The organism is Variovorax sp. GW822-FHT04E09, from assembly GCF_058800845.1.
Genome location: NZ_JBXAMR010000002.1, coordinates 877,745 through 903,899, shown reverse-complemented (window position 1 = coordinate 903,899; position 26,155 = coordinate 877,745). Strand labels below are relative to the sequence as shown.

Here is a 26,155-nt window from a genome sequence, read left to right as displayed (position 1 = left end):
GACGAATCCGAAAGCGATGTGCGATGGTGTGGGCCCGCGCTGAAAACGCGGGCCCGGCGGCGCGTCGGCTCAGGCCGCGCGCAGCCGGCGGGCCGCGATGCGCACCGGCATCGACAACAGGATCTGCGCCATGCTCTTGCCCAGCGGGTCGGTGCGCAGCGAGGCCATGCCGCCGCCGCCCAGCGCCGCTTCGCAGACGAAGTTGAAGGCGCCGATGCCGGGCAGCTCGTAGCGCGTCACCTCGCCTTCGACCAGGTGCGCCATGTAGGCGCGCACGGCCTGCGCGGTGAGCTGCTCGCGCAGCACGGGCAGGTAGCGCGGCTCGCGCGCGAGGATGCCGATGTTCGAGACGTCGCCCTTGTCGCCGCTGCGGCCATAGGCCAGGCGGATCAGCGGCACCTCGAGCCATTCGTCGTCCGCGTCCGCGTCCGGGTCGGTGGCGTCCGCCTGCGGCGCCACCTCATCGGCCACGGCGACCTCCGCCGCCTGCGCCCTCACGGCCACGGGCCACGACTCGCCCGCCATCTCGACCACGGGCGTGAACAGCGCCTTGTCCACGAGCAGCGGAAACTGCCGGATCGACAGCGCCACCGACGGCCGCCCGCCGCCCAGGCCGGTGGTGCCGGGCGCCCACGAGGTGCCGGCCGCCGAGATCTCGCGCGCGAAGAGTTCGAGCGGCGCCTTGTCCGCGTGCGTCACGGCCACGCGCAGCACCGCCTGGCGCGGCGGCTGGGCGGTGGCGTGCGGGCCGTAGCACTGCTCGGCGCCCAGCACGTCGATATGGGTGGCCGAGAAGTCGGCCCAGCCGCGCTGCACGAACAGGTCGCGCGTGCGGCGCAGCATGGCCTCGCCGCTGCGCCGCGCCTTGGCGGCGGCGTCGAAGCCGACGATCAGCAGCTCGGCGTTGCAGCGGTAGCCTGCGGCGTAGGTGGCCGTGACCTTGTAGCGGCCCGAGGGCGCACGTCCTCTCGCGCCCGAGACGCGCACCCGGTCCGCGCCCACGGCCTCGATCTGCACGGCGCGAAAGTCGCAGGTCACGTCGGGCAGCAGGTAGGCCGCGGGGTCGCCGATCTCGTACAGCAGCTGTTCGCCCACGGTGGCGCGGCTCACCAGCCCGCCGGTGCCGGGCGGCTTGCCGACGACGAAGCTGCCGTCGGCCGCGCATTCGACCACCGGGTAGCCGATGTGGGCCCAGTCGGGCACCTGCTCCCAGTCGGTGTGCAGGCCGCCGGTGGCTTGTGCGCCGCATTCGATGATGTGGCCGGCCAGGCTGCCGCCCGCGAGGCGGTCCCAGTCGTCGTCGGCCCAGCCGAATTCGTGCATCAGCGCGCCGAGCGTGACGGCGCTGTCGACGCAGCGGCCGGTGATGACGATCTGCGCGCCGGCATCGAGCGCCCGCGCGATCGGCACGGCGCCCAGGTAGGCGTTGGCGCTCACGAGGCGCTCGGGCAGCGGCGCACCCGTGCCCACGTGGCCGGTGCCCTGCGCGCGCAGCGCTTCGGCATGCGGCAGCGCGTCGTCGCCGGTGACCACGGCGATGCGCGGCGCGAGCCCCATGCCGGCCGCCAGTTGCGTGAGCGCGGCGGCGCAGGCGCGCGGGTTCACGCCGCCGGCGTTGGCGATCACGCGGATGCCCTGGCGCATCACGTCGGGCAGCACGGCGGCCATGGCGGTGGTGACGAAGTCGGTGGCGTAGCCGGCGTCGGGATTCTTCAGCTTCGCGCCGGCCAGCAGCGACATCGTGAGTTCGGCCAGGTAGTCGAACACGAGGTAGTCGATGCCGCCGTGCGCCACGAGCTGCGGCGCGCCGGTGCTGCTGTCGCCCCAGAAGCCCGAGGCGCCGCCGATGCGCACGGTCTTCTTATGCGTCTCCGGGGGGTTCATCGCGCCGCTCATTCGGGCTCGATGCCGGCGGCGCGGATCACGCGGCCCCACTTCTGCGACTCGGCGGCCTGGAACTTCGCGAGCGCCTCGGGCGTGCCGGTGGCGGCCTCGCCGCTGGAGATGGCCTGGTAGGCGACGATGGCCGGCGAGGCCGACACCTTCACCAGCATCTCGTTGAGCTTGCGCGTGACGGCCGCTGGCGCGCCCGGCGGCAGGTAGACGGCGGTCCAGTACGACATGTCGTAGCCCTTCACGCCCGCTTCGGCCACGGTCGGCAGCGCGGGCACGGCGGCCAGGCGCTTGTCGCCACTCACGGCCAGCGCGCGCAGCTTGCCGCTCTTGACGTGCGGCAGCGCCGTGGGCGCGTCGGCGAACATGAAGTCGACCTGCCCGCCCAGCAGGTCGGTGATGGCCATCGGGTTGCTCTTGTAGGGCACGTTCACCATGTCGATGCCCGCCATCTGCTTGAGCAGCTCGCTCGCCACGCGGCTGGACGAGCTGCCGCTGCCGAAGTTGAGCTTGCCCGGCGACTTCTTCGCCGCCGCCACGAGGTCGGCCACCGATTTGATCGGCGAATCGGCCCCCACCAGCAGCAGCATGTGGCCCTTGGACAGCAGCGCGACGGGCGTGAAGTCCTTCACCGGGTCGTAGGGCAGCTTCTTGTACAGGTGCTCGTTGGCGGCGTGCGTGGTGTTGGTGGTCATCAGCAACGTGTAGCCGTCGGGCGCGGCCTTGGCGACGTACTGCGCAGCCAGGAAGCCGCTGGCGCCCGCGCGGTTCTCCACGATCACCGGCACCTTGTATTCGACGGTCAGGGCCTGCGCGAAGCTGCGCGCCTGCTGGTCGGTGCCGCTGCCGGCCGCGAAGGGCACGACGACGGTGAGGGGCTTGGCGGGGTAGTCCTGCGCGTGGGCAGGTGCCGCCGCCGCGACCGCGAAGGCCAGGACCGCGCCGAGGCGGAAGATGGAAGTGCGCATGGGTGATGTCTCCGGTGGGATGTAGTTTTAAGAAGGGAAAAGGTGCGGCCGCTCAGGCGCCGTCGCGCGGCGGCACCGGCGGCGCACCGAGCGCCGCGTTGTGCTCGCCCAGCCGGGGCGCGACCGCGCGGTGCGCGGGCCGCACGCCGTCGATGGACATCGGCAGCGCCGTGAGGCGGAAGTCTTCGCCCGGCACCGGCTGCAGCATGCCCAGTGCCTCCACCTGCGGATGCGCGACGGCCTCGGGCACGGTGTGCACCGGCGCGCAGGGCACGCCGGCGGCGGTGAAGCGCGCCATCCAGTCGGCGCGGGTGCGCGCGCGCAGCAGCGGGCCGATCTCCTCGAACAGCGCCGCCTTGTGCTGCAACCGCTGGCGGTTGCCGGCAAAGCGCGCGTCGGTGGTCCAGTCGTCGCGCCCGAGTTCGTGCGCGAACTTGGCGAAGAGCCGGTCGTTGCCGCAGCAGATCAGGAGCGGCGCATCGGCGGTATCGAAAGATTCGTAGGGCACGAAGCCCGGATGGCCCGAGCGGTGGCGCTCGGGCAGCCGGCCTTCGTTGACGTAGGCGTCGGCCTTCTGGCCGGTCCAGACCAGCGCGGTCTCGAGCAGCGAGGTGCTCACCACGCCGCCCCGCCCCGTGAGGTGGCGCCGCTGCAGCAGCGCCAGCGCGCCGATCACGGCCCACATGCCGGTGCCCTGGTCGCAGACCGAGGCGCCGGTGCGCATCGGCGGATCGTCGGGCCCGCCGTTGATGCTCGACAGCCCGCTGAAGGCCTGGATCAACGGCTCGTAGCCCGGTTGCATGCGCAGCGGGCCGATGTGGCCGAAGGCCGAGATTTCGCAGTAGATGAGCCGCGGATGGCGCGCGCACAGCGACGGGCCGTCGATGCCCATCGACTGCGTGACGCCCGGGCGCAGGTTGTGGATGAGGATGTCGGCGCCGGCCGCCAGGGTCTCGAAGGCCGCCATGCCGTCTTCGCTCTTCAGGTCGATGGCGACCGAGCGCTTGCCGCGGTTGAAGACGTGGAAGTTGAGCGCGTCGCCGTGGCGAAAGGCCGGACCCATGTGGCGCGCGTCGTCGCCGCCCTCGACGCGCTCGAGCTTCACGACGTCGGCGCCGAGGTCGGCCAGGATCGCGCCCGCGAAGGGCCCCGCCAGCACCTGTCCGAGCTCGAGCACCCGGATGCCTTCCAGAATTTTGGTGTCCATGTCACGGGGGCGCGGGGCCCCTTGTCTCCGTGTATCGAATGCGCCAGTCTCGGCGTCGCGCATTGATCTGTGAAGAACAATATTCCTATATCTGTGATAACTTGGATGGATCAATCCACAGCCACCCCGAGGGAGCCGCGTCCGTGCGAGTCGACATCACGCTGCAGCAGCTCGAGGCCTTCGTCGAAGTCGCGAAGACCACCAACTTCCGCGCCGCCGCGCAGGCCCTGCACGTGTCGCAGCCGGCGCTGAGTCGCACGGTGCGCATCGTCGAAGACCTGGTGGGCGCGCGCCTGTTCGACCGCGACACGCGGCACGTCGAGCTCACGCCGGCGGGGCGCGAGCTGCTGCCGATCGCGCTGCGCATCCTGGAGAACTTCAACAGCTCGTTCAGCGAGCTGTCGCAGTTCCTCGAAGGCCGTAGCGGCCACCTCACCATCGCGGCACTGCCCTCGACCGGCGTGGCGCTGCTGCCCGGCGCCATCGCCGAGTTCCGCCAGCAGCATCCGCAGGTGCAGTTCTCGCTGATCGAAGGACCGGCCGAGGCGGTGCGCGCCGCGGTGGACGAAGGCCGCGCCGACTTCGGCCTCAGCGTGCGCCCCGGCCCGCACGAGCCCCTGCTGTACCGCCACCTGCGCGACGACCCCTTCGTGCTGCTGTGCCGGCGCGACGACCCGCTGGCCGCGCGCGCCTCGGTGTCGTGGTCGGTGTTCGCGACGCGGCCCTTCATTGCGAGCAGCTTCCAGAGCAGCATCCGGCCGATCACCGACGCCGCCTTCCTGCAGCGCGGCTTGCAGGTGCAGCCCGCGCTCGAATACCCGAGCGTGGCCGTGGCGGGCGCGCTGGTGGCGGCCGGGCTGGGGCTCACCGCCCTGCCCCGGCTCGCGCTGCAGCTGTCGCAGAACGACGAGCTGGCCACCGTGCCGCTGCAGCGCCCGCTGATGTCGCGGCCCATCGGGCTGGTCACGCGCGCGGGGCGCTCGCCCTCGCCCGTGGGCCGCGCCTTCATGGACCTGCTGCACCGTCGGGAATCGTCCCGGCGCTGACCGGCGCACGGTGCGCTGCGGCATGATCGACGCCATGCACAGCACGCCCCCGTATCCCCTGGTCATCGTCAAGGTCGGTGACACCCATGACGCGCTGCGCGAAGGCCGCGGCGACTTCGAGCACTGGATCGCCGACGGCCTCGGCACGCAGACCCTGCCCCTGGTGGTGGTCGACCCGCGCCGCGGCGACACGCTGCCCGCGCCCGGCCAGGTCGCTGGCGTGGTCGTCACCGGCTCGCACGCGATGGTGTCGCACCGCGAACCCTGGAGCGAAACCACCGCCGCCTGGCTCGCCGAACTGGTCGCGCGCGACACGCCCGTGCTCGGCATCTGCTACGGCCACCAGCTGCTGGCGCACGCGCTCGGCGGCGAGGCCGGCCACCACCCGCAAGGGCCCGAGGTCGGCACGGTCACCGTCACGCTCGACGCGGCCGCCGCCGGCGACGCGCTGCTGGGCGACCTGCCCGCGCAGTTCCCGGCGCAGGCGATCCACTGGCAGAGCGCGCTGCGCCTGCCCGAAGGCGCGGTGAAGCTGGCCCATAGCGCGCACGAACCCGTGCACGCCTTCCGCGTGGGCGCGCAGGCCTGGGGCCTGCAGTTCCACCCCGAGTTCGACGCCGAGACCATGGGCGGCTACATCGAACTGCTGGCCCGCGACCTCGCCGCCGACGGGCTCGATGCCGCGGCGCTGCGCGAAGGCGTGCGCCCCACCGACGCGGCGGCGGGCCTGCTCGGGCGCTTCGCACGGATCGTCGAGGCCAGGGCGCAGCCAACCGTCTGAGGGCGCCGACGGGGCGTCGGCGCGCGACTACAAAAAGCGGGCCCCGCTTGGGTTAAGGTGCGGTTCCTTTCGCAGCTTTCCCCGCCTCATGACCACGCCTTCGTCCCCGCCGGCCCGCAAGCACTTCTCGATGATCCGCGGCTTTCACCTGGCCGATGTGTTCACGCTCGGCAACGCGGCCTGCGGCGTCGGGGCGGTGTTCTTCGCGATGGCCTTCATGCGCAGCCAGTCGCTCGCCCACTTCTACTGGGCCGCGGCGCTCGCCCCGGCCGCCTTCATCTTCGACGTGCTCGACGGCCGCATCGCGCGCTGGCGCCAGACCCAGTCGGCGCTCGGGCGTGAACTCGACTCGCTGGCCGACGTGATCTCCTTCGGTGTGCTGCCCGCCGCGCTCGGCTTCGCCGCCGGCCTGGACGGCGGCTGGGACTGCGCGGTGCTCATCTACTTCGTCGGCTGCGGCGTGAGCCGGCTCGCGCGCTACAACGTGACGGCGGAGGCCCTCTCGGCCGGCGCCGACAAGGTGAAGTACTTCGAAGGCACGCCGATCCCGACCAGCGTGGTGCTGGTGGGCGTGCTGGCCTACGCGGCCTCGAAGGGCGCCCTCGGCGCCAACGTGTGGGGCGGCGCCTGGACGCTCGGCCCCTGGCAGTTGCACCCGCTGGTGCTGCTGTTCGCGCTCTCGGGCACGCTGATGATCAGCAAGACCCTGCGCATTCCCAAGTTCTGACAACCCGCCCATCTCACCCACCTGACAAAGGGGACCCCGCATGGCGATGAAGCTGTATTTCGACCCGCGCAGCCGTGCGCAGGTCGCCAAGTGGATGCTCGACGAGGCCGAGGTCGACTACGAGATCGTGCCCACGCTCATCCGGGAGGGCGCCCACAAGCGCCCCGAGTTCCTGAAGATCAACCCCGCCGGCAAGCTGCCCGCGCTGGTCGACGGCCGCACCCGCATCTTCGAGAACGCGGCCATCTGCATGTACATCGCCGAGAAGTACCCCGGCAAGCGCCTGGCGCCAGCGGTGGGCACGCCCGAGCGCGGGCGCTACCTGTCGCTCATGGTCTATTCGACCGCGCAGCTCGAGCCCTCGATGGGCGACAGCCTGCTGAAGATCAAGAGCAACAACAGCGCGCGCGGCTGGACCGATTTCGAGCAGGCCAAGGACGCCGTCGAACGCGAACTCGGCGACGGCCCCTACCTGTTCGGTGCCCAGTTCACGGCCGCCGACGTGATGATCGGCTCGATGCTCATCTGGCACCGCGCCTTCGGCGGGCGCACCAACCGGCCCAAGCTCGACGCGTACATCCACCGGCTGCAAGCGCGGCCCAAGGGCATGAAGTTCGGCTGAGGTAAGTGGCAAGGCGTGCCGCGCTGGCGACAGTGCGCGGCGGAGGTTCATCCTCTAATCGGTCCCTCTTTTTCGACCCTTTTCCCACCACGCCCGCCCCATGACTTCGAACACCTCGCGCTCCCGGTTCTCGTTGACGGCCCTCTCCCTGGGCCTGGTCGCCCTGCTCGGCGCCTGTGCCAGCACGCCGCCGCCCGGCAGCCGCAGCGTGAGCATCGAGCGCACCACCTTCGGCATCGCGCACATCACGGCGCCCGACTACGAAGGCCTGGCCTACGGCACCGCCTACGCGCATGCGCAGGACAACGTCTGCCAGACCGCCGAGCACCTGCTGACGCTGCGCGGCGACCGCGCGCAGTTCCTCGGGGCGCAGAACACCGGCGACTTCGGCCTGGGCCGCATGCCCAACGCGCAGATCGACCTGTTCGTGCGCTACCACATGGACGACGCGGCGCTGGCCCGCGCGGCGGCCACCACCAACGACGAGGTGAAGGCCGCGCTGCGCGGCTACGTGGCGGGCTACAACCGCTACCTGCAGGACGCGGGCCCCAATGGCCTGCCCGAGGCCTGCCGTGGCAAGCCCTGGGTGCGCCCGATGACGGCCGCCGACCTGGCGCGCGCCACCGAGCAGTCGATGATCCAGGGCGGCCTGGGCGCGCTGGCCGGCGCCGTGCTGGCCGCCGTGCCGCCGGCCCCGGGCGCCAAGACTGGCGCGGCGCCGGTCGCGCTCGAGCAGGCGGTGGCCGAGATCGGCCGCCACAGCTTCAACGCCAACCCCGAAGGCGGCGAGCTGGGCTCCAACGGCTGGGCCTTCGGGCGCAACGCCACGCCCGACGGCAAGGGCCTGCTGCTGGGCAACCCGCATTTCCCCTGGAACGGCACCAACCGCTTCTGGCAGATGCACCTGACCATTCCCGGCCAGCTCGACGTGATGGGTGCCACCGGCGGCCTGAGCCCGGTGGTGTCGATCGGCTTCAACAAGGACGTGGCCTGGACCCACACCGTGTCGACCGGCAAGCGCTTCACGCTGTACGAACTCAAGCTCGACCCCAACGACCCGACCGTGTACTGGGTCGACGGCCAGCCGAAGAAGATGGTCGCGCGCACCGTCGCACTGCCGGCCGCCGCCACGGCGGGCGGCGCGCCCGTGCAGCACACCTTCTACGCCACCGACTGGGGCCCCGTGGTGTCGCTGCCGCGCGCCGGCCTGGGCTGGACCGCCCAGAAGGCCTATGCGATCCGCGACGCCAACACGCTCAACGTGCGCTCCGCCGAAAGCTGGATGAAGATGGGCCGGGCCCGCAACGTCGCCGAACTGCGCGCCGCCATGGGCAACCAGGGCATCCCGTGGATCAACACCCTGGCGGCCGACCGTGAAGGCAACGCGATGTACGCCGACCTGTCGGTGGTGCCCGACGTGTCGGCCGAGATGCTCAAGACCTGCGCGCCCTCGCCGGCCGCCGCCGCGCTGCTCAACGCCGCCGGACTGCCCGTGCTCGACGGCTCGCGCAGCGCCTGCGCCTGGCACCGCGACCCCGGCGCCGCCGCGCCCGGCATCATCGCGCCGGCCCGCATGCCCGTCGTCGTCACGCCCGACTGGGTGCAGAACAGCAACGACAGCTTCTGGCTCAGCAACCCGCGCGTGCCACCGATGGCCGGCGTGTCGCCACTGGTCGGCCCCGTCGGCGTGCCGCAGCGGCTGCGCACGCGCAGCGGCATCATGGAAATCGAAGGCCGCCTGGCCGGCACCGACGGCCTGCCGGGCAACCGCATGGGCGCGGCCGAGCTGCGCAGCGTGATCTTCCGCGACAGGAACCTCGCCGGCATGCTGGTGATGGACGACCTGAAGGCCGCGTGCACCGCCACCGGCGCCGCGCTGAGCGCCGACCAGGCCCTGGGCTGCCGCGTGCTCTCCGCCTGGGACCGCACCAGCAACGCCGAGTCGAAGGGCGCGGCGCTGTTCCGCGAGTTCTGGCGCAAGGCCAAGGACCTGCCGAAGGTCTGGCGCGTGCCCTTCGACCCGGCGCAGCCCGTGACCACGCCCACCGGCCTGGACATGGCCACGCCCGCCACGCGCGAGGCGGTGTTCAAGGCGCTGGGCGACGCGGTCGGCATCGTGCGCACCGCCGGCTTCGCCCCCGACGTGGCGCTGGGCGTGCCGCAATCGCGCACCGTGCGCGGCCAGAAGATCGCGCTGCCCGGCGGCGACGAGTTCGAAGGCGTGCTCAACAAGCTCGAATCGCAGGGCCAGCCGCTGATCGACCCGAAGGGCTACGCCGTCAACTACGGCAGCAGCTACATGCAGGTCGTGACCTTCGACGCGCGCGGCCCCTCGGCGCAAGGCCTGCTCACCTACGGCCAGAGCAGCGACCCGGCCTCGCCGCGCGCCTACGACCAATTGCCGCTGTTCGCGGCCAAGCAGTGGCATCCGCTGCCCTTCCACCCGGCCGACGTGCAGGCGCAGCGCGAAGGCAAGCCGCTGCAGCTGGCGTACTGAACCATGTCCTCGACCCCCGTTCCCTTTCCCGCCCACGCCGCCACAGGCATCGACCTGCTCAACCGCCTGGCCGCCGAGCAGCCGCTCGCCCCGGCCTGCGACCACTTCTACTTCCTGCGCCACGGCCAGACCGGGCGCAACGCGCTGCGCGTCTTCCAGGCGCCCGACGAGCCCCTGAGCGCGCTCGGCGAGCAGCAGGCGGTGCAGGCGGCCGAGCTGCTGGCCGGCGAGCCGATCGGCGCCATCGTGTGCAGCGACGCGCGCCGCGCCTTCGACACCGCCCACACCGTGGCGCGCGCCCTGGGCCTCGTGCCCAGCGCGCACGAGAACCTGCGCGAGCGCCACTTCGGCGCGCTCATCGGCACCTCGTCGGCCCACATCGACTGGGCCTGCGAGCCCGAGGGCGGCGAGACGCTGGCGCAGTTCGTCGACCGCAAGCGCCAGGCGCTGGCCGCCGCGCTCGCCGCGCAGCCCGCGCCGGTGCTGGTGGTGGCGCACGGCGGCACGCTCTACGCGCTGGCCGCGCTGCTGGGCGTGGCGGTCGATGCGAGCATCTTCGGCAACGCGCAACCCTTGCGCTTCACACGTGCCGGCCCCACATGGGCCGTGACGCCGCTGCAACAGCGGCACGCCGACGGCGGAGCAGCCCTGGCCTGACCTGGCTCCCGGTTGATCTGTACGCCGTCCTGAAAGGAATCACCACCCACCATGGAATTCAAGGACTACTACAGCGCACTGGGCGTCCAACGCACCGCGTCCGACGACGAGGTGCGCAAGGCCTACCGCAAGCTCGCCCGCAAGTACCACCCCGACGTCAGCAAGGAGCCCGACGCCGAGCAGCGCATGCGCGACATCAACGAGGCCAAGGACGTGCTCGGCGACAAGGACAAGCGCGCCGCCTACGACACGCTGGCCGACCGTGTCGCACGCGGCGGCCGGCCCGACGGCAGCTTCGAGCCGCCGCCCGGCTGGGACACCGGCTACGAGTTTCACCGCGGCCCGCGCCAGGGCCCGGCCGACCACGCCGACTTCAGCGAGTTCTTCTCGTCGATGTTCGGCGACGCCGAGCGGCGCGGTGCCACGCGGCAGAACTACCGCGCGCGCGGCGAAGACCACCACGCGGCCATCGAGATCACGCTCGAAGACGCGCTGAACGGCGCCGAGCGCGAGCTCACGCTGCGCGCCCAGACACTCGACGCGCAGGGCCATCCGCAGTGGGAGAAGCGCACGCTCGCCGTGAAGATCCCGCCCGGCGTGCACCCCGGCCAGTTCATCCGCCTCGCGGGCCAGGGCATGCCCGGCCACGGCGGCGAGCCGGCCGGCGACCTGTACCTCGAGGTGCGCATCGCGCCGCACAAGCTGTACCGCGTGGAAGAGCGCGACCTGTACATGACGCTGCCCGTCACGCCGGCCGAGGCCGCGCTGGGCGCGCAGGTGCAGGTGCCCACGCCCACCGGCGGCGTGGTCGAGGTCACCGTGCCGCCCAACGCGCGCGGCGGCATGAAGCTGCGGCTCAAGGGCCGCGGCTTCGCGGGCAAGACGCCCGGCGACCTGTACCTGCTGCTCGAGATCGCGCTGCCGCCCGCCGACAGCGAGGCCGCGCGCAACGCCTACGCGCAACTCGCGCAGGCGACCTCCTCGTTCAACCCCCGCCAGCACCTGGGAGTCTGAGCATGGCGAACTTTTCTTCCGTGACCACCACCACGGCCATCGGCGTCTCGCACCCGCTGGCCGCGAACGAACTGGCGCACGCCTGCGGCGCCGACACCGCCTGGGTCGTGCAACTGGTCGAGGTGGGCATCGTGCAGGTCAGCACGACCGACGCACCGCCCGAGCGCTGGGAGTTTTCCAGCACCGACCTGCAGCACGCGCTTGAAGCGCGCCGGCTCGAACGCGACTTCGGCGTGAACCTGGACGCCGCCGCGCTGATCCTCGACCTGCAGCACGAGGTGCGGCGGCTGAAGGCGGTGCTGCAAGCGCACGGCGTGGGCTGAATCACGCCGCACGCGCGTCGCGGGTCACGCGCGTGCAATGACTGCCAGATCCGCACAGCCGCCCGCCATTTGCGAACAGGATTGGTGAGCCTGCGGCCCTAGATTGCCGCTGCCTGCGGAATTTCGCATGGCAGGCCGGCGCGCAGGCAACCCTTCACACACGCCCGGCCTCCTCACACAGGAGACAAGAAGGCATGACCTCGCACAGGCTGAAGACCGCGCTCAACGCAACGCTGCACCAGACCGTTCACCGCCACGGCGGCGCCCCCGGCGTCGTCGCGATGGCGACCGACCGCACGGGCAATTTCTACGAAGGCGCCGCCGGCACGCGCGAACTCGGGCTCGACCGGCCGATGGCCACCGACAGCGTGTTCGCCATCTTCTCGACCACCAAGGCGATCACGGGCACCTGCGTGATGCAGCTGGTCGAGGAAGGCAAGATTTCCCTCACCGACCCGGCCGGCGCCTACGTGCCCGAGATCGACGAACTGCAGGTGCTCGACGGCTTCGACGCCGACGGCCGGCCCCGCACGCGCGCGCCGCGCCGGCGCATCACGGTCAACGACCTGATGCTGCACACCTCGGGCCTGGGCTACGAGTTCTTCAGCGAAGACGACCTGAAGTACCGCGCCGCGCTGAACATTCCCACGGTGGTGTCGGGCAGCTTCGAATCGATCCGCACCGTGCTGCTGCACGAGCCGGGCGCGGCCTGGACCTACGGCGCCAACATCGACTGGCTGGGCCGCATCGTCGAGCACCAGCGCGGCAAGCGCCTGGGCGATGTGATGAAGGAGCGCGTCTTCGAGCCGCTGGGCATGCAGGACATCGGCTTCGGCATGTCCGAATCGATGAAGGCGCGCCGCGTGACCATCCACGACCGCGCCGCCGACGGCCGGCTCACGCCGCTGCCCGAGCTGGTGCTGCCCGAGCCGCCGCCGATGGACATGGGCGGCCACGGCCTGTACGCCACCGTGGGCGAGTACATGAAGTTCATCCGCATGGTGCTGAACGACGGCGCCGGGCCGCACGGGCGCGTGCTGAAGGCCGACACGGTGCAGCGCATGGCGCAGGACGGCCTGGCCGCCATGGACCTGTCGGTGGGCGGCTGGCGCACGTCGGTGCCCGCGCTGAGCAATACGGGTGAGTTCCTGCCCGGCACCGACAAGGGCTGGTCCTACACCTTCATGACCAACCGCGAGCGCGCGCCCACGGGCCGCCCCGCCAACTCGCTGATGTGGGCGGGCCTGGCCAACAGCTTCTTCTGGATCGACCGCGAGAACGGCATCGGCGGCTGCTGGGCGACGCAGATCCTGCCGTTCCAGGACTGCGCGAGCTACCCGGGCTTCGTGGCTTTCGAGACCGCGGTTTACCATCACCGTTGAGCCGCTGAGCGGTGCGCGCCCCGGGGCGCGCACCTTCTTCTTTCCGAACCGAGGTGCGCGATGGATGCGATCCGCAACGTGCTGGTCACCGACGCCCGCGGGCAGCCGAGCGAGCGCCACCGCCTGGTGGCCTCGCACGACTGGGACGACATCCGGCGCTGGTCGGACCGCATCTACATGCCCTACCGCGTCACGCCCATCGGGCGGGCGCGCACGCCCGACTCGGTGCTCGACGCCACGCGCATCGGGCACTTCACGCTGAGCCGTTTCCACTACGGCATTCCGGTGAACATCAAGGACTTCTCGCCCGACAGCGGCGTCGGCATGGTGCTGACGACCGTGCGCGGCGCGGGCCGCCACTGGTCCGAAGCCAACGCCTATGCCGACACGGGCGTGGGCGACGCCTTCGTGGTCGACACCTCGCGCACGCACTACTGGGTGGACTTCGATGCCAACCACCTGCAGGTGAACCTCAGCTTCTCGCACGACGCGCTGGCCGCGTTGCACGCGCGCTGGTTCGGCGCGCCCGCGGACGAGCGGCTGTGGACGCGCAAGTTCAAGTTCGGCGGCGCCCACTCGAGCTGGATCGCGCTGCTGTCGTATGCGTGCCGCTGCGTCACCGAGCTGCCCGAGGCGGTCGACGCCGGTCCGCTGGGGCGGCACCTCGAGGAGATGATCGGCGTGCACGTGCTGACCCAGTGGCGCGCGCAGCTGGAGCACCCGGCCGAAGCGGTGCAGCACCGCATGGCGCCGCGGCATGTGCTGGCGGCCGAGCGCCACATCCGCGAGCACGCCCAGCACGCGCCCACGCTCGGCGAACTGGCGAGCGTGGCGGGCGTCAGCGTGCGCACGCTGAACAGCGCCTTCCGCGAATACCGCCAGGCCACGCCGATGCGCGCGCTGCGCGAGCAGCGCCTGCAGGGCGTGCGCGCCGAACTGCTGATGGCCGACGCGGGCGCGACGGTGCGCTCGGTGGCGCAGGCGTGGGGCTACGCCAACTTCGGCCTGTTCGCCGCGGCCTACCAGCAGCGCTTCGGCGAGCTGCCCTCGGCCACGCTGCGTTCACGCAAGACGGGCTGAGCCTTCATCTGATCTTCAGCTTGGAGCGCGCTCGCGCTCCCACAATGCCAAGCGGGCGCGGCACCTCGCCTTGCCTGGAACGCCCGGTCGCCATCGCCACCGGGCAACTCCCCTTCCCTCGATGGCATCTGGCATCGCGTCCGCGCCTGGATGCGACCGATGCCGAGCACCTCTTGAGCGAATGAACAACCCTCGCCCGTCCTTCTTCCCGGCCTGCGCGTCGATCGCAGCCACCTTTGTCCTCACGGCCTGCGCCGCCTCCATCCGGCCGGCCAGCGACGACCCCGACGTCGTGCAGGAACAATCCCTGCAGCAGTCGCTGTCACTGAACCACCGCATGACGCTGCAGCGCCGGCTCGACGACGTGGCGATCCCGCTCCTGGAGCACAGCGCGCCGTTCTGCGGCGGCGACGTGCGGGCCAGCCTGGGCGCGCACATCGCCAGCCTGAGGAGCTTCGAGAAGGAAGAACGCGCGGCGGCGAAGCAGACCCTGCACCTGGACGACCGGCTGACCGTGCTGTGGACGCTCGACAGGAAGCAGGCGCCGGCCACGCCGCTGCGCGCCGGGGACGTGCTGCTTTCCGTCGGCGGCAAGCCGCTGCCCGCGGGTGAGAAAGGGATCGATCGGCTCAACGCGGTGCTGATCGACGCCGCGCGCACCAAGCCCGCGAAACGCGAAGGCTGGCTGGAAGCCGTGGTGCAGCGCGAGGGCCAGTCGACGGCGCTGCGCCTGCCGTACACCACGGCGTGCAACTACACCGCCGTCACGCGCATGAAGAACGAGGTCCATGCGGAGAACGACGGGCACGAGATCGTCGTCAACTCGGCGCTGATGCGCTTCTTTCCCGACAACCGCGACCTCGCGATCGTGCTGGGACACGAGCTGGCCAACGGCGTGCTGTCGCATGGCGGCAAGACGCGCGCGGTGGGCATCGCGGCCGGCATCGTGGATGGCGCGCTGGGCGGCACCGGGCTGGCGCAAGAGGCGCTGTCGTCGCCCTTCTCGCAGCAGTTCGACGCCGAGGCCGACTACCTCGGCCTCTACATGGTGGCCGCGGCGGGCTACGACATCGACGGCGCCGAACGAATCTGGCGCGAGCTCGGGGTGCACACGGCCGGCGCGAGGAAGAAGGGCTTCATGAGCCCCCCGCCGAGCTCCGCCAAACGCTTCGTCGCGATGCGGCGCACCATCGCGGAAATCCAGGCCAAGACGAAGAACGGGGCACCGCTGGTGCCCCTGGCGACATCGAAATCCTGACGCGCCGCGGCGCGGGCCGCTACTGCATCTGCTGCAGGTTGCCGATGCGCACCAGCATCTCGGTGAACATCTGCATGTCGGCGTCGAGGTCGGGCACTTCCTTGTATTCCTTGGCATTGTGCGCCGTGTACTTCTTGCCGGGCATCGCGGGGCCGAAGTTGATGGCGTTGGGCATCAGCTTGGCCGTGGTGCTGCCGGCGGTGGGCACGGGCTTGGCTTCGAGGCCAGTGGTGTCGCCGAAGATGTTGAGCAGGGTCGAGAGCCACGCGCCCTTCGGGTCGCGCGCCATCCAGTTGCCCTGGTCGTAGGCCAACTCCAGCTTCACCTGGCTGGCCGTGGCCCAGCCGTTGACCTTGGCCGCCGCCTGCGCCTTCAGTTCGTCGGGCGTGCGGCCGCGCGGCATGCGCACGTTGGCCGTCACCTCGAGGCGGCCGTCGGCGCCCATGCGCACCAGCGTGGGCGACATCGTGAGCGGGCCCATGAAGTCGTCCTGGTAGCCCAGCCCCATCTTCTCGCCAAGGTAGCCGGTGCCGTAGAGCGCATCGATGTACTGCACGGCCCGCAGGTAGGGGTTGGCGGCCAGCGGCACGCCGGACTCCTTCAGGAACAGCGCCAGCCGCGGCACGGGGTTCACGCCTTCTTCGGGTCGCGAGCCGTGGGCCGAGGTGCCCGTGACCTTCAGCTCGACGGCCTCTGCGCCGCGCGCGATGTCGATCGCGAACTTGCCGCCCTGGCTTTCGTACTTGCGCACGAAGGCGGCTTTGGCGGCTTCGAGCTTCGCGGCCACGGCCGCAAGGTCGCCGCCCTTGAGCGTGGCGGTCGCGGTTTGCGGGATCGCATTCGCCGAAGCGGCGCCGCTCATCGCGGTGATGGCGGTTGCGGCAGGGTCGGCCGCTTCCGCGGGGAAGAACACCTTGAGCGCGCCCGAGCCCTTCTCGGCCACGACCGCGGGGTACTTGCTGTCGAGCACGATGTTGTAGGCCGGCAGCGGCGTCTTGTCGCGGTAGTACTGCATCGCGTCGCCGCCGGTTTCCTCGGTGGTCTCGATCATCAGGCGCACGCCGCGTTCCACCGGCAGGCCGCTGTCCTTCACGGCCTTCATGGCGTAGAGCACGGCGGCGATGGAGCCCTTGTCGTCGATGGTGCCGCGCCCGTAGAGGAAGTCGCCCACGCGCGTCATCGCGAAGGGATCCAGGCGCGTGCCGTCGTCGAGCACCCATTCGGACAGCACGGCCGGCACCACGTCGGCGTGCGTGAGGATGCCGAACTCCTCGCTGCCGCGGCCCTTGAGGCTCACTTCGAAGATGCGGCCGTCGACGTTGCGGTAGCCCAGCCCGAAATCTTTCGCCATCTTCTCGACCAGCTGGCCGAACGCGACCATCGGCGGGCTCTCGTGCGGCGGCACCTGCACGTTGCGTACCGTGGGCAAGGCCACCATGGTGCCGATGCTGGCGATCACGGCCTGCTGGTTCTGCAGTCGGTTGTACAGGCCGAGCAGGCGCGCGATGTTGACGAGGTCGTCGCCCGCCAGCGACTTGCCGCCGGCGTAGGCCGCCACGCTGGGCTGCAGCGCGGGCTGGGCCTGTGCGGCCTGCGCCAGGAAGGCCTTGAAATCGGGCGCCGTGCGGCCGCCCTTCCAGGCGGCGGCGAGCTGGTCGAGCGCGGGCTTCTTGAGGGTCTCGGCACCGGCCGGGACAGCGACGGCGAGCGCCATGAGAGCCAGCGAAAGCGCCGACAATGAAAAACGAGACTGCTGCATCAGGGTCACCCCCTCATTCCGAAAACATTCCCCGACGATAGCCGAGCCATGCCTCACGACGACAGCCAATCTTCGCCCCAGCGATGCGCCTGGGCCCGCACCGATCCGCTGCTGGCCAGCTACCACGACGCCGAATGGGGCGTGCCCGAACGCGACAGCCGCGCGCTGTGGGAAAAGCTGATGCTCGACGGCTTCCAGGCCGGCCTGTCGTGGCTCACCATCCTGCGCAAGCGCGACGCCTTTCGCGCGGCCTTCGAGGGCTTCGTGCCCGAGACCGTGGCGCGCTTCACGCCGGCCGATGTCGAACGCCTCATGCAGGACGCGGGCATCGTGCGCTCGCGCGCCAAGATCGAAGCCGCCATCGGCAACGCCAAGGCCTACCTGGCCATGCAGGCGGCGGGCGAAGATTTCTCTGATTTCGTCTGGGGCCTGGCGGGCGGCCAGCCGGTCGTCAACACGACGGGCACGGTGCCCACGCAGACGCCGCTGTCCGAAACGATGTCCAAGGCGCTGAAGCAGCGCGGCTTCAAGTTCGTCGGACCGGTGATCGTTTATGCCTGGATGCAGGCCACGGGCATCGTCGACGACCACGCGCCCGACTGCCATTGCCACCGCAGCCATCGGCGCGCCTGAGCACAGCACAGACGTGAAAAAACCGGACGGTGCTATTGCACGGTCCGGTTCTTTCGGGTGGTGGTCTTGTTAACCGAGGCGGCTCGCGCCGCCGTCGATCACAGGCCAGCCTGGCGCGTGAAGCTGCGTGCCTGCGAGGGGATCACGCTGCCGGCGAAGGATTCGCGGCGCAGGTTCTGGCCGGGAGCGTGGGCGGCTGCCACGGCTTCGGCGCGGACCGAAGCGCGGTCCACCGACGAGGCCAGCACGGGGGCCACGCTGGCCGACACGGCGTCGCTGTATTCGTTGCCGGCACGGGCGGCGGCCACGGCTTGCGGTGCCACGTCGGCACGGCTGTAGCCGGAGGTCACGGCGTGAACGCCTTCGTAGGTCTCAGCGTGGGCGGCGCCAGCGGCGGCGAGCAGGGAGAGAGCAGCGGCGGCGAGGATGTTCGAGGTCTTCATTTCAATTCCTTCTTGATCGGGCTTTGGATGCCCTGAAGTGTGCGCCAAATTCCTAGGGTAAACCCCAGTCAATCTGAATCGCAGTGTTCACGGAATTGAAACAATCACGGGGAACTTTCCGACATGCGGGGTTCGCGTGAAACTTTTTCGTACAAACGCCCCCGAGTTTGCAAACTTTGGCGCTCTGTCGTCAAGTCTCAGGGCCGCCCCCAGCTGCGCACCAGCGTGCGGATCGCGACCGCGCCGCTGCCCTTGACCTCGGCGCGGTAGCTGCCCAGCAGCGCCTCGCGCTCGGCGGCGGCCTGCGGTTCGTTGCGCCAGGCGAGCAAGGCGGCCACGTCGGCGTCGGGCAGCGCCAGCAGCAGCGCCTGCGTGACCAGCTTTTCGAACTCGCGCGCCACGGTCATCAGGTTGCGCGGCCGCGGCGAGGTCACGCCGCGCGACCACAGCGAATCGAGCGCGGTGTCGAGCGTGCGGTCGGGCAGCGAACTGAACTGCCCGGCATTGCCGCGCGCCAGCTGCTTGACCACCGCGCTCATGAGCAGCTGGCTCGAGAAATCGATCTCGCGCGCCTCGGCCACCGTCATGCGCGCCAGCAGTTCGACGCGCGCCGGGTCGGCTGGCCGCGCGTGCTGCTGGTGGAAGAACGTCACCTTGGCGGGCTCGTCCATCGCGGCGTAGTCGGCGCGCAGCTTCGCCAGGCGCGCCACGGCCTCCAGCACCTGCGGCGCCGGCGCGGCGGCGCCCTGCCCGGCCGCCGCCACGTCCTGACGGATCGCGGCCACCGAGGCGTTCACGTCGAAGGCGCGGCCGGCCGCCACGTCGAGCGACTGCAGGGCCTTGTCGGCAATGGCCAGGTCGGGCGGCTCCAGCAGCTCGCGCGCGCCGCGCGACACGGCACCGGGGCCGTAGGCGTTCTGGTAGCGCGCCTGCACGCCCTCGAACTGGAGCAAGGCCTGCGCGCGGTCCTGCGTCCACCCCGTCAAGGGGGCGAGGAGCAACGACAGCAACAAGAGGCAACGGGACGGCGACAGACGGGACAGCAAGGACATCCCGCATTATTGGCACGCCGCGATCCCGCGCCCTTTATCAGGCCTGCGCCAGCTCCCCGCGCAGCAGCCTCGCGGCCGCCACCATGTTCGACAGCGCCGCCTCGGTCTCGGGCCAGCCGCGGGTCTTGAGGCCGCAGTCGGGGTTGATCCAGAGGTTCTCGCCCGGCACCACCTGCGCGGCCTTGCGCATGAGGCGCACGATCTCGTCGACCGAGGGCACGCGCGGCGAGTGGATGTCGTACACGCCGGGGCCGATCTCGTTCGGGTAGCGAAAGCCGCCCTCCCCGCCGAAGCCGCGCAGCAGCTCCATGTCCGAGCGGCTGGTCTCGATGGTGATCACGTCGGCGTCCATCGCGGCGATCTCCGGCAGGATGTCGTTGAACTCCGAATAGCACATGTGCGTGTGGATCTGCGTCTGGTCGCGCACGCCCGAGGCGCTGATGCGGAAGGCGCGCGTGGCCGCCTTCAGGTACGCGGGCCAGCCCGCACGGCGCAGCGGCAGGCCTTCGCGGATGGCGGGCTCGTCGATCTGGATGATGCCGATGCCGGCGCCCTCGAGGTCCACCACTTCGTCGCGGATTGCCCAGGCGATCTGCTCGCAGGTGGTGGCGCGCGGCTGGTCGTCGCGCACGAAGGACCACTGCAGGATCGTCACGGGGCCGGTCAGCATGCCCTTCATCGGCAACTTGGTGAGGCTCTGCGCGTAGGCGGTCCATTCGACCGTCATCGGCGCCGGGCGTGCCACGTCGCCGAAGATCACCGGCGGCTTCACGCAGCGCGAACCGTACGACTGCACCCAGCCGTTGGCCGTGAAGGCAAAGCCGTCGAGCTGCTCGCCGAAGTACTCGACCATGTCGTTGCGCTCGGCCTCGCCATGCACCAGCACATCGATGCCCAGAGCTTCCTGCTTGCGCACGGCCAGTGCGATCTCCGCACGCATCTTCTCGCGGTAGCCGGCGGCATCGAGCTCGCCGCGCTTGAAGGCGGCGCGGGCTGCGCGGATCTCGGCGGTCTGCGGGAACGAGCCGATGGTGGTGGTCGGCAGCGCGGGCAATGCGAAGCGCGTGCGCTGCAGCTGCTGGCGCTGCGGGAAAGCGGACACGCGGCAGTCGTCGCCGGCCACGCTGCGTGCCAAGCGCAGCGCCACGTCGGCGCGGTGCACGCGCGGGCTGGCGCGGCGCGCGGCCACAGCAGTACGCGCGGCCGTGAGTTCGGCGGCCACCGAGGCTTCGTGGCCTTCGACGGCGGCGCGCAGCACGCGCAACTCGTCGAGCTTCTCGATGGCGAAGGCGAGCCACGAGGTCAGTTCGGTGTCGAGCTTCGTCTCGGCCGCGAGGCTGAACGGCACATGCAGCAGCGAGCACGACGGCGCGATCCACAGCTCGCCCTGGTGCTTCTCGGCCACGGGCCTGAGCTTGCCCAGCGCCACGTCGACGTCGGTGCGCCAGATGTTGCGGCCGTCGACCACGCCGACCGACAGCACCTTGTGCGCCGGCAGCCAGTCGGCCACGCCGGTCAGCTCCTGCGGCGCGCGCACGGCATCGACGTGCAGCCCGGCCACGGGCAGCTGGCAGGCCAGGCGCAGGTTCTCGGACAGCGGCGAGAAGTAGCTCGCCAGCAGCAGCTTCGGCGCATTGCGCGCGATCTGCCAGTACACGCGCTCGAAGGCGTTGCGCCAGGCCTCGGGCAGGTCGAGGCCCAAAATCGGCTCGTCGATCTGCACCCACTCCACGCCCTGCTGCTTGAGCCGGCCGAGCACCTGCTCGTACACGGGCAGCAGCGATTCGAGCAGCGAGAAGCGGTCGAAGCCGGCCGCCTTCTCCTTGCCCAGGTACAGGAAGCTCAGCGGCCCGAGCAGCACGGCCTTGGCCGCGTGGCCGGCCTGCTGCGCCTGCGCGACCTCGTCGAACAGGCGCGTCGATGCCAGCCTGAACTGCGTGGCCGCATCGAACTCGGGCACGAGGTAGTGGTAGTTGGTGTCGAACCACTTGGTCATCTCGAGCGCGAAGGTGCCTTCGGCGCCGTGGTTGCAGCTGTCGTCGTGCACGTGGCCCGCCTCGTCTTCCACCCCGCGCGCCATCTTGAAGTAGCGCGACAGCTCGGGCTCGTCGCCGCTGAAGTTGAAACGCGCCGGCTCGCAGCCCAGCAGCTGGATGTGGTTGGCCACGTGGTCGTAGAAGGCGAAGTCGCCCACGGTCACGAAGTCGAGCCCCGCGTCGCGCTGCGCCTGCCAGTGGCGCGCGCGCAGCGCCTCGCCAACGGCTTCGAGCGCCGCGTGGCCGGTTTCGCCGCGCCAGTGCTTCTCGAGGGCGAACTTGAGTTCCCGGTGGGCGCCCATGCGCGGAAAGCCGAGGATGTGGGTACGGGTGGTCATTGCAGGTAATCCGGTCGCTGGTCTTGGAAAGCGGTGATGGTCGGCGTTTGGCGCATATGATTCAAACGAAACCTTTTGCCCGTTCGCTTGAATCATTTTCATGATGCAGTCCATCCTCGAGATCCGCCACCTGCGCACGCTGGCCGCGCTGCGCGACACCGGCAGCCTGGTGCGCGCGGCGCAGCTGCTCAACCTCACGCAGTCGGCGCTGTCGCACCAGATCAAGCTGCTCGAAGAGCGCTACGGCGCGCAGCTGTTCGAGCGCAAGTCGGTGCCGCCGCAGTTCAGCACCATGGGGCTGCGGTTGTTGCAGCTGGCCGACACCGCGCTGCCGCTCGTCGAAGAAGCCGAGCGCGACGTGGCGCGGCTCGCGCTGGGGCGCAGCGGGCAGCTGCGCATCGTGGTCGAGTGCCACACCTGCTTCGACTGGCTGATGCCCGCCATGGACGCCTTTCGCCAGCGCTGGCCCGAGATCGAGCTGGACATCGTCTCGGGCTTTCACCCCGACCCGATCGCGCTCGTGATGCAGAACCGCGCCGAGGTGGCGATCGTCTCCGAGGAAGACCCCGATGAAACGGTCGACTACCACGCGCTGTTCCGCTTCGAGATCGTCGCGCTGCTGGCCAACGACCATGCGCTGACGGCCAAGCCCCACCTCACGGCCCGGCACTTCGCCGACCAGACGCTCATCACCTACCCCGTGCCCGACGAGATGCTCGACATCGTGCGCCAGGTGCTGGCGCCCGCCGGCGTCGAGCCCGCGCACCGGCGCACGACCGAGCTCACGGTGGCGATGCTGCAGCTGGTGGCCAGCGGGCGCGGCGTGGCCACGCTGCCGCTGTGGGCGGTGCAGAATTACCTCGACCGCGGCTACGTCACGGCGCGCCGCGTGGGCGCCCGGGGCCTGACGGGGCGGCTGTACATGGCCTGCACGCAGGCGACGTCGGCGCGGCCCTGGCTGGACGACTTCGTGCGCGTCACGCGCGAGAGCTGCTTCAAGAGCCTGCCGGGGATCGAATTGCTGTGAGCCCGAGGGCGGGAGGATCACGTCCGAATCCGGCCAGTGCGTGGTGGTGCACGGCCTGAAGATCGACCACCACCACGGATCGCCCCATGACATCGCCGAACACGCCCGACTCCCCCGCCGCGCCACGCCCCCGCTTCTTCCACGGCTGGCTCGTGGTCGCCGGCGCCTTCGCCGTCATGTTCGTGGGCTTCGGCTGCGCCTACACCTTCAGCGCGTTCCTCGATGCGCTGCAGCGCGACTTCGGCGCCTCGCGCGGCGAGGTGTCGCTGGTGTTCTCGCTCGCGGGCTTCCTGTACTTCGGGCTCGGCGTGTTCAGCGGCCCGCTCGCCGACCGCTGGGGCGCGCGGCGGCTCGCCGTCGCGGGCATGGTGCTGGTCGGCCTCGGGCTGGTGCTCGCGGGGCAGGCGCGCAGCCTGACGCAGATCTTCTGGGCCTACGGTCTTGGCGTCGGCCTTGGCGTGGGTGCCTCGTACGTTCCGGTGCTGGGCGCGGTGCAGCGCTGGTTTGTGCGCCAGCGCGGCTTCGCCTCGGGGCTGGCTGTGAGCGGCATCGGCGTGGGCACGCTGGCGATGCCGCCGCTGGCCTCGTGGCTCATCGATACGCTGGGCTGGCGCGATGCCTACCTGGCGCTCGGCGTGCTTGCGGCCGTGGTGGGCGTGGGCATGGCGCTGCTGGTCGAGAACGATCCGCGCGCACGCGGCCTCGGGCCCGATGGCGACCCGCCGCAGGCGCAGGCCGCCACCGCGCTGCCGCCCGGCGCCTCAGTGCGCGAGGCCGTGGGCTCAGGCCGTTTCGCGGGGCTGTACGCGGCCTGCCTCATCAGCTCGTTCGGCTTGTTCGTGCCCTTCGTGCACCTGGTGCCCTACGCGCTCGACCACGGCGTGGCGGCGTCGTCGGCGGTGCTGCTGCTCGGCGCGATCGGCGTGGGCAGCACGGCGGGCCGCTTCTTCCTGGGCGGGCTGGCCGACCGCATGGGCCGCGACCATGCGCTGCCGCTGATGTCGGCGGGCATGGCGTTGTCGCTGGTGGTGTGGGCCGTGTCGGGCGGGTTCTGGGGGCTGGCCCTGTTCGCCTTCGCCTACGGCGTGTTCTACGGCGGCTTCGTGGCGCTGCTGCCCGCGCTGGTGATGGACTGGTTCGGCGGGCGCCACATCGGCGCGATCATCGGCATCCTGTACACCAGCGTCGCCATCGGCACGCTGATCGGGCCGAGCGCCGCGGGCTTCGCCTTCGACCTCACGCGCAGCTACCTGCTGCCGATCCTCGTGGCGATCGGCGCCAACCTCGTGGCGGCCGGCCTGCTGCTCGCGATGGCACGGCGCGGCCGGCGCGCCGTTCAGCCGGCTTTCTGAACCAGCTTCAGCACGCTCGAGAAATCGAGCGCGCCGTGGCCCGCGAGGCTGTGCGCTGCGTACAGGCTGCGTGCCAGGCCGCCCAGCGGCGTGGCCGCGCGCACCGCGGTGGCATTTTCCTGCGCCAGGCCCAGGTCCTTGAGCATCAGGTCGGTGCCGAAGCCGCCGGCGTAGTTCTTCGAGGCCGGCGCTGCTTCCATCACGCCGGGCACGGGGTTGTACTTCTCGAGCGCCCAGTTGCCGCCCGAGCTGCGGCGCATGATTTCGGACAGCACCTTCGGGTCGAGCCCGTTGGCCACGCCCAGTGCGAGCGCTTCCGAGGTGCCGATCATCAGGATGCCGAGCAGCATGTTGTTGCAGATCTTGGCGGTCTGGCCCGCGCCGGCCGCGCCGGCGTGGAAGATGTTGGCGCCCATCTTCTCGAGCACCGGGCGCGCACGCTCCAGGTCTTGGGTGTCGCCGCCGACCATGAAGGTCAGCGTGCCGGCAATGGCGCCGCCGGTGCCGCCCGACACGGGCGCATCGATCATCGCGACGCCCTTGGCCGCGGCGGCCTCGGCCACCTTGCGCGAGGTGGCGGCGGCGATGGTGCTGCTGTCGATCACGAGCGTGCCGGCCTGGATGCTGTCAAGCAGGCCGGGCTTGCCGGCGCCGCCGAGGAACAGGCCCTCGACGTGCGCACTGGCGGGCAGCATGCTGATCACCACCTCGGCGCCGGCCACGGTCTCGGCCGCCGACTTGGCGATCGGCAGGCCTTCGGCAGCGAACTTCTTGCAGGCTTCGGCCGAGAGGTCGAAGGCGCTGAGCGTGTGGCCTGCCTTGTGCAGGTTCAGGGCCATCGGGCCGCCCATGTTGCCCAGGCCGATGAATGCGATCTTCATGTGTCTTGTCTCCGTTGTTCTGTGCAGGGAATGGGGCCGGTCAGGTCAGCGAGGCCAGTTCCGCCGGCATCTCGCCGCGCGGACGCAGGTGGTCTTCGACGAAGGCCGGCGTGATCTCTTCGAGCGTGGCGGGGTTCCAGCGCGGGTTGCGGTCCTTGTCGACCAGCACGGCGCGGATGCCTTCGGCGAAATCCTTGTTCGCGCAGAAGCCCAGCGAGGCCCAGTACTCGAGGCGGAACACCTCGGCCAGCGACATGCGCGGCACGCGCTGCCAGAGCTCGAAGCTCAGCGCGATGGAGCTCGGCGCGCCCTTGGCGAAGGTCTTCGAAGCAGTCTGCAGCCAGGCGTCGTCGCTTTGCACCTCGCGCAGGCGCTTGGCGATGTCGAGCAGGTCGTCGCCGGCCATCAGCGCGTTGATGGTGTCGTAGTGCTCGCGCACCTTCGACGCGGGCATCTCGGCGCCCTCGCCCGCCTGGGCCAGGATGCGCGACAGCGTGGCGCGGTCGGCCTTGGCGTCGCCGCCGGCCCACTGCGTGGACGCGATGGCCGCGAGCACGTCGGCCTTGCGCTCCTGCGGCACCAGCACGTCGGCCAGGCCGCAGAAGATGGTGTCGTGCGCGTTGATGTTGGCGGCCGTGAGCGCCAGGAACAGGCCCGTGCGGCCCGGCGTGCGGCGCAGGAACCAGCTGCCGCCCACGTCGGGGTACAGGCCGATGTTGATCTCGGGCATGGCGATGCGGCTTTGCAGCGTCATCACGCGGTGCGAAGCGCCTGCCAGCAGGCCCACGCCGCCGCCCATCACGATGCCGTGGCCCCAGCACAGGAAGGGCTTGGGGAAGGTGTGGATCAGGTGGTCGAGCTCGTACTCCTCGCGGAAGAAGTCTTCAGCGTAGGTGTTGCGTTCGGGGCCGCAGTCGAGCAGCGTCTGGTACAGCTGGCGCAGGTCGCCGCCAGCGCAGAAGGCCTTCTCGCCCGCCGCGTCGAGCAGCACGCCGACGATGCCGGCGTCGGCCGCCCATTCACGCAGCTTGGGCGTGAGCAGGCGCACCATGTCCACGGACAGTGCGTTGAGCGAAGCCGGCGCATTGAGCGTGGCCACAGCAAAACGCTGGCCGCCGGCTGTCTTGATTTCGTTGAAGAGAACTACGTTGTCGGTCATTGTTTTCAGGTCCTGGGTGC

General features: G+C 70.7%; 23 protein-coding genes. 14 read left to right on the top strand and 9 right to left on the bottom strand.

Annotation, left to right across the window (positions count from 1 at the left end; all coding sequences use genetic code 11):
• Positions 1–69: 69 nt before the first annotated feature.
• Genes AC1RL8_RS11610 through AC1RL8_RS11600 form a run of 3 tightly spaced genes read right to left on the bottom strand, consistent with a single transcriptional unit; the run spans position 70 to position 4,068 of the window.
• Positions 70–1,884 carry an acyclic terpene utilization AtuA family protein gene (locus tag AC1RL8_RS11610; protein WP_492685376.1) on the bottom strand — a complete coding sequence of 605 codons (1,815 nt, stop codon included), beginning with the start codon at positions 1,882–1,884 and terminating at the stop codon, positions 70–72.
• Positions 1,885–1,892: 8 nt separating this feature from the next.
• Positions 1,893–2,861: a Bug family tripartite tricarboxylate transporter substrate binding protein gene (locus tag AC1RL8_RS11605; protein WP_492685375.1), complete on the bottom strand. Its 969-nt coding sequence runs from the start codon at positions 2,859–2,861 to the stop codon at positions 1,893–1,895.
• Positions 2,862–2,913: 52 nt separating this feature from the next.
• Positions 2,914–4,068 (bottom strand): CaiB/BaiF CoA transferase family protein, encoded by a 1,155-nt coding sequence (locus AC1RL8_RS11600; protein ID WP_492685374.1) that lies wholly within the window; start codon positions 4,066–4,068, stop codon positions 2,914–2,916.
• Between the two features lie 143 nt (positions 4,069–4,211).
• Between AC1RL8_RS11600 and AC1RL8_RS11595 the strand changes: the two genes are divergently transcribed.
• The 11 genes from AC1RL8_RS11595 (at position 4,212) to AC1RL8_RS11545 (ending at position 15,455) form a co-directional block, all read left to right on the top strand.
• Positions 4,212–5,114 (top strand): LysR family transcriptional regulator, encoded by a 903-nt coding sequence (locus AC1RL8_RS11595; protein ID WP_492685373.1) that lies wholly within the window; start codon positions 4,212–4,214, stop codon positions 5,112–5,114.
• Positions 5,115–5,148: 34 nt separating this feature from the next.
• Positions 5,149–5,895, top strand: coding sequence for a glutamine amidotransferase (locus tag AC1RL8_RS11590; RefSeq protein WP_492685372.1), 747 nt, complete (start codon positions 5,149–5,151; stop codon positions 5,893–5,895).
• A gap of 88 nt (positions 5,896–5,983) precedes the next feature.
• A complete protein-coding gene (locus tag AC1RL8_RS11585) occupies positions 5,984–6,622 on the top strand; it encodes a CDP-alcohol phosphatidyltransferase family protein (RefSeq protein WP_062475593.1) in 639 nt (212 codons plus the stop codon).
• 40 nt (positions 6,623–6,662) lie between these two features.
• Complete coding sequence (locus tag AC1RL8_RS11580; protein WP_095744927.1) at positions 6,663–7,244, top strand: glutathione S-transferase family protein; 582 nt, start codon at positions 6,663–6,665, stop codon at positions 7,242–7,244.
• 100 nt (positions 7,245–7,344) lie between these two features.
• The gene (locus AC1RL8_RS11575; RefSeq protein WP_492685371.1) at positions 7,345–9,741 is read left to right on the top strand and encodes a penicillin acylase family protein; all 2,397 of its coding nucleotides are present in this window, start codon (positions 7,345–7,347) and stop codon (positions 9,739–9,741) included.
• Between the two features lie 3 nt (positions 9,742–9,744).
• Positions 9,745–10,398, top strand: coding sequence for a histidine phosphatase family protein (locus tag AC1RL8_RS11570; RefSeq protein WP_492685370.1), 654 nt, complete (start codon positions 9,745–9,747; stop codon positions 10,396–10,398).
• Between the two features lie 51 nt (positions 10,399–10,449).
• Positions 10,450–11,412, top strand: a complete 963-nt coding sequence (locus tag AC1RL8_RS11565) for a DnaJ C-terminal domain-containing protein (protein WP_492685369.1) — start codon at positions 10,450–10,452, stop codon at positions 11,410–11,412.
• Positions 11,413–11,414: 2 nt separating this feature from the next.
• Positions 11,415–11,735: a chaperone modulator CbpM gene (locus AC1RL8_RS11560; RefSeq protein ID WP_307637010.1), complete on the top strand. Its 321-nt coding sequence runs from the start codon at positions 11,415–11,417 to the stop codon at positions 11,733–11,735.
• A gap of 194 nt (positions 11,736–11,929) precedes the next feature.
• Positions 11,930–13,117, top strand: coding sequence for a serine hydrolase domain-containing protein (locus AC1RL8_RS11555; RefSeq protein WP_492685368.1), 1,188 nt, complete (start codon positions 11,930–11,932; stop codon positions 13,115–13,117).
• Between the two features lie 60 nt (positions 13,118–13,177).
• Positions 13,178–14,197, top strand: coding sequence for an AraC family transcriptional regulator (locus AC1RL8_RS11550; protein ID WP_307637008.1), 1,020 nt, complete (start codon positions 13,178–13,180; stop codon positions 14,195–14,197).
• 181 nt (positions 14,198–14,378) lie between these two features.
• The gene (locus AC1RL8_RS11545; protein WP_492685367.1) at positions 14,379–15,455 is read left to right on the top strand and encodes a M48 family metalloprotease; all 1,077 of its coding nucleotides are present in this window, start codon (positions 14,379–14,381) and stop codon (positions 15,453–15,455) included.
• A 19-nt stretch (positions 15,456–15,474) separates the two neighbouring features.
• On the opposite strand, the gene AC1RL8_RS11540 is transcribed toward AC1RL8_RS11545, so the two are convergent.
• Entirely contained in the window at positions 15,475–17,214 is a 1,740-nt protein-coding gene (locus AC1RL8_RS11540; RefSeq protein WP_492685366.1) for a dipeptidase, read from the bottom strand.
• Between the two features lie 48 nt (positions 17,215–17,262).
• Here AC1RL8_RS11540 and AC1RL8_RS11535 point away from each other — a divergent pair, with 48 nt between their 5' ends.
• The gene (locus AC1RL8_RS11535; protein WP_095744920.1) at positions 17,263–17,847 is read left to right on the top strand and encodes a DNA-3-methyladenine glycosylase I; all 585 of its coding nucleotides are present in this window, start codon (positions 17,263–17,265) and stop codon (positions 17,845–17,847) included.
• A 98-nt stretch (positions 17,848–17,945) separates the two neighbouring features.
• On the opposite strand, the gene AC1RL8_RS11530 is transcribed toward AC1RL8_RS11535, so the two are convergent.
• The 3 genes from AC1RL8_RS11530 to metE form a co-directional block, all read right to left on the bottom strand.
• A complete protein-coding gene (locus AC1RL8_RS11530) occupies positions 17,946–18,290 on the bottom strand; it encodes a hypothetical protein (RefSeq protein ID WP_062481853.1) in 345 nt (114 codons plus the stop codon).
• 197 nt (positions 18,291–18,487) lie between these two features.
• Positions 18,488–19,276: a hypothetical protein gene (locus AC1RL8_RS11525; RefSeq protein WP_492685365.1), complete on the bottom strand. Its 789-nt coding sequence runs from the start codon at positions 19,274–19,276 to the stop codon at positions 18,488–18,490.
• Positions 19,277–19,379: 103 nt separating this feature from the next.
• Positions 19,380–21,716, bottom strand: a complete 2,337-nt coding sequence (gene metE, locus AC1RL8_RS11520) for a 5-methyltetrahydropteroyltriglutamate--homocysteine S-methyltransferase (RefSeq protein WP_492685364.1) — start codon at positions 21,714–21,716, stop codon at positions 19,380–19,382.
• Positions 21,717–21,816: 100 nt separating this feature from the next.
• Between metE and AC1RL8_RS11515 the strand changes: the two genes are divergently transcribed.
• Together AC1RL8_RS11515 and AC1RL8_RS11510 are read left to right on the top strand one after the other, a co-directional pair.
• Entirely contained in the window at positions 21,817–22,743 is a 927-nt protein-coding gene (locus AC1RL8_RS11515; RefSeq protein ID WP_492685363.1) for a LysR family transcriptional regulator, read from the top strand.
• Positions 22,744–22,829: 86 nt separating this feature from the next.
• Positions 22,830–24,095, top strand: a complete 1,266-nt coding sequence (locus AC1RL8_RS11510; RefSeq protein WP_492685362.1) for an MFS transporter — start codon at positions 22,830–22,832, stop codon at positions 24,093–24,095.
• On the opposite strand, the gene mmsB is transcribed toward AC1RL8_RS11510, so the two are convergent.
• Positions 24,080–24,976, bottom strand: a complete 897-nt coding sequence (gene mmsB / locus AC1RL8_RS11505; protein ID WP_062476455.1) for a 3-hydroxyisobutyrate dehydrogenase — start codon at positions 24,974–24,976, stop codon at positions 24,080–24,082. The genes AC1RL8_RS11510 and mmsB overlap by 16 nt on opposite strands.
• 40 nt (positions 24,977–25,016) lie before the next feature.
• On the bottom strand, positions 25,017–26,135 hold the full coding sequence (locus AC1RL8_RS11500; protein ID WP_492685361.1) for an enoyl-CoA hydratase/isomerase family protein: 1,119 nt from the start codon (positions 26,133–26,135) through the stop codon (positions 25,017–25,019).
• Positions 26,136–26,155: the final 20 nt, after the last annotated feature.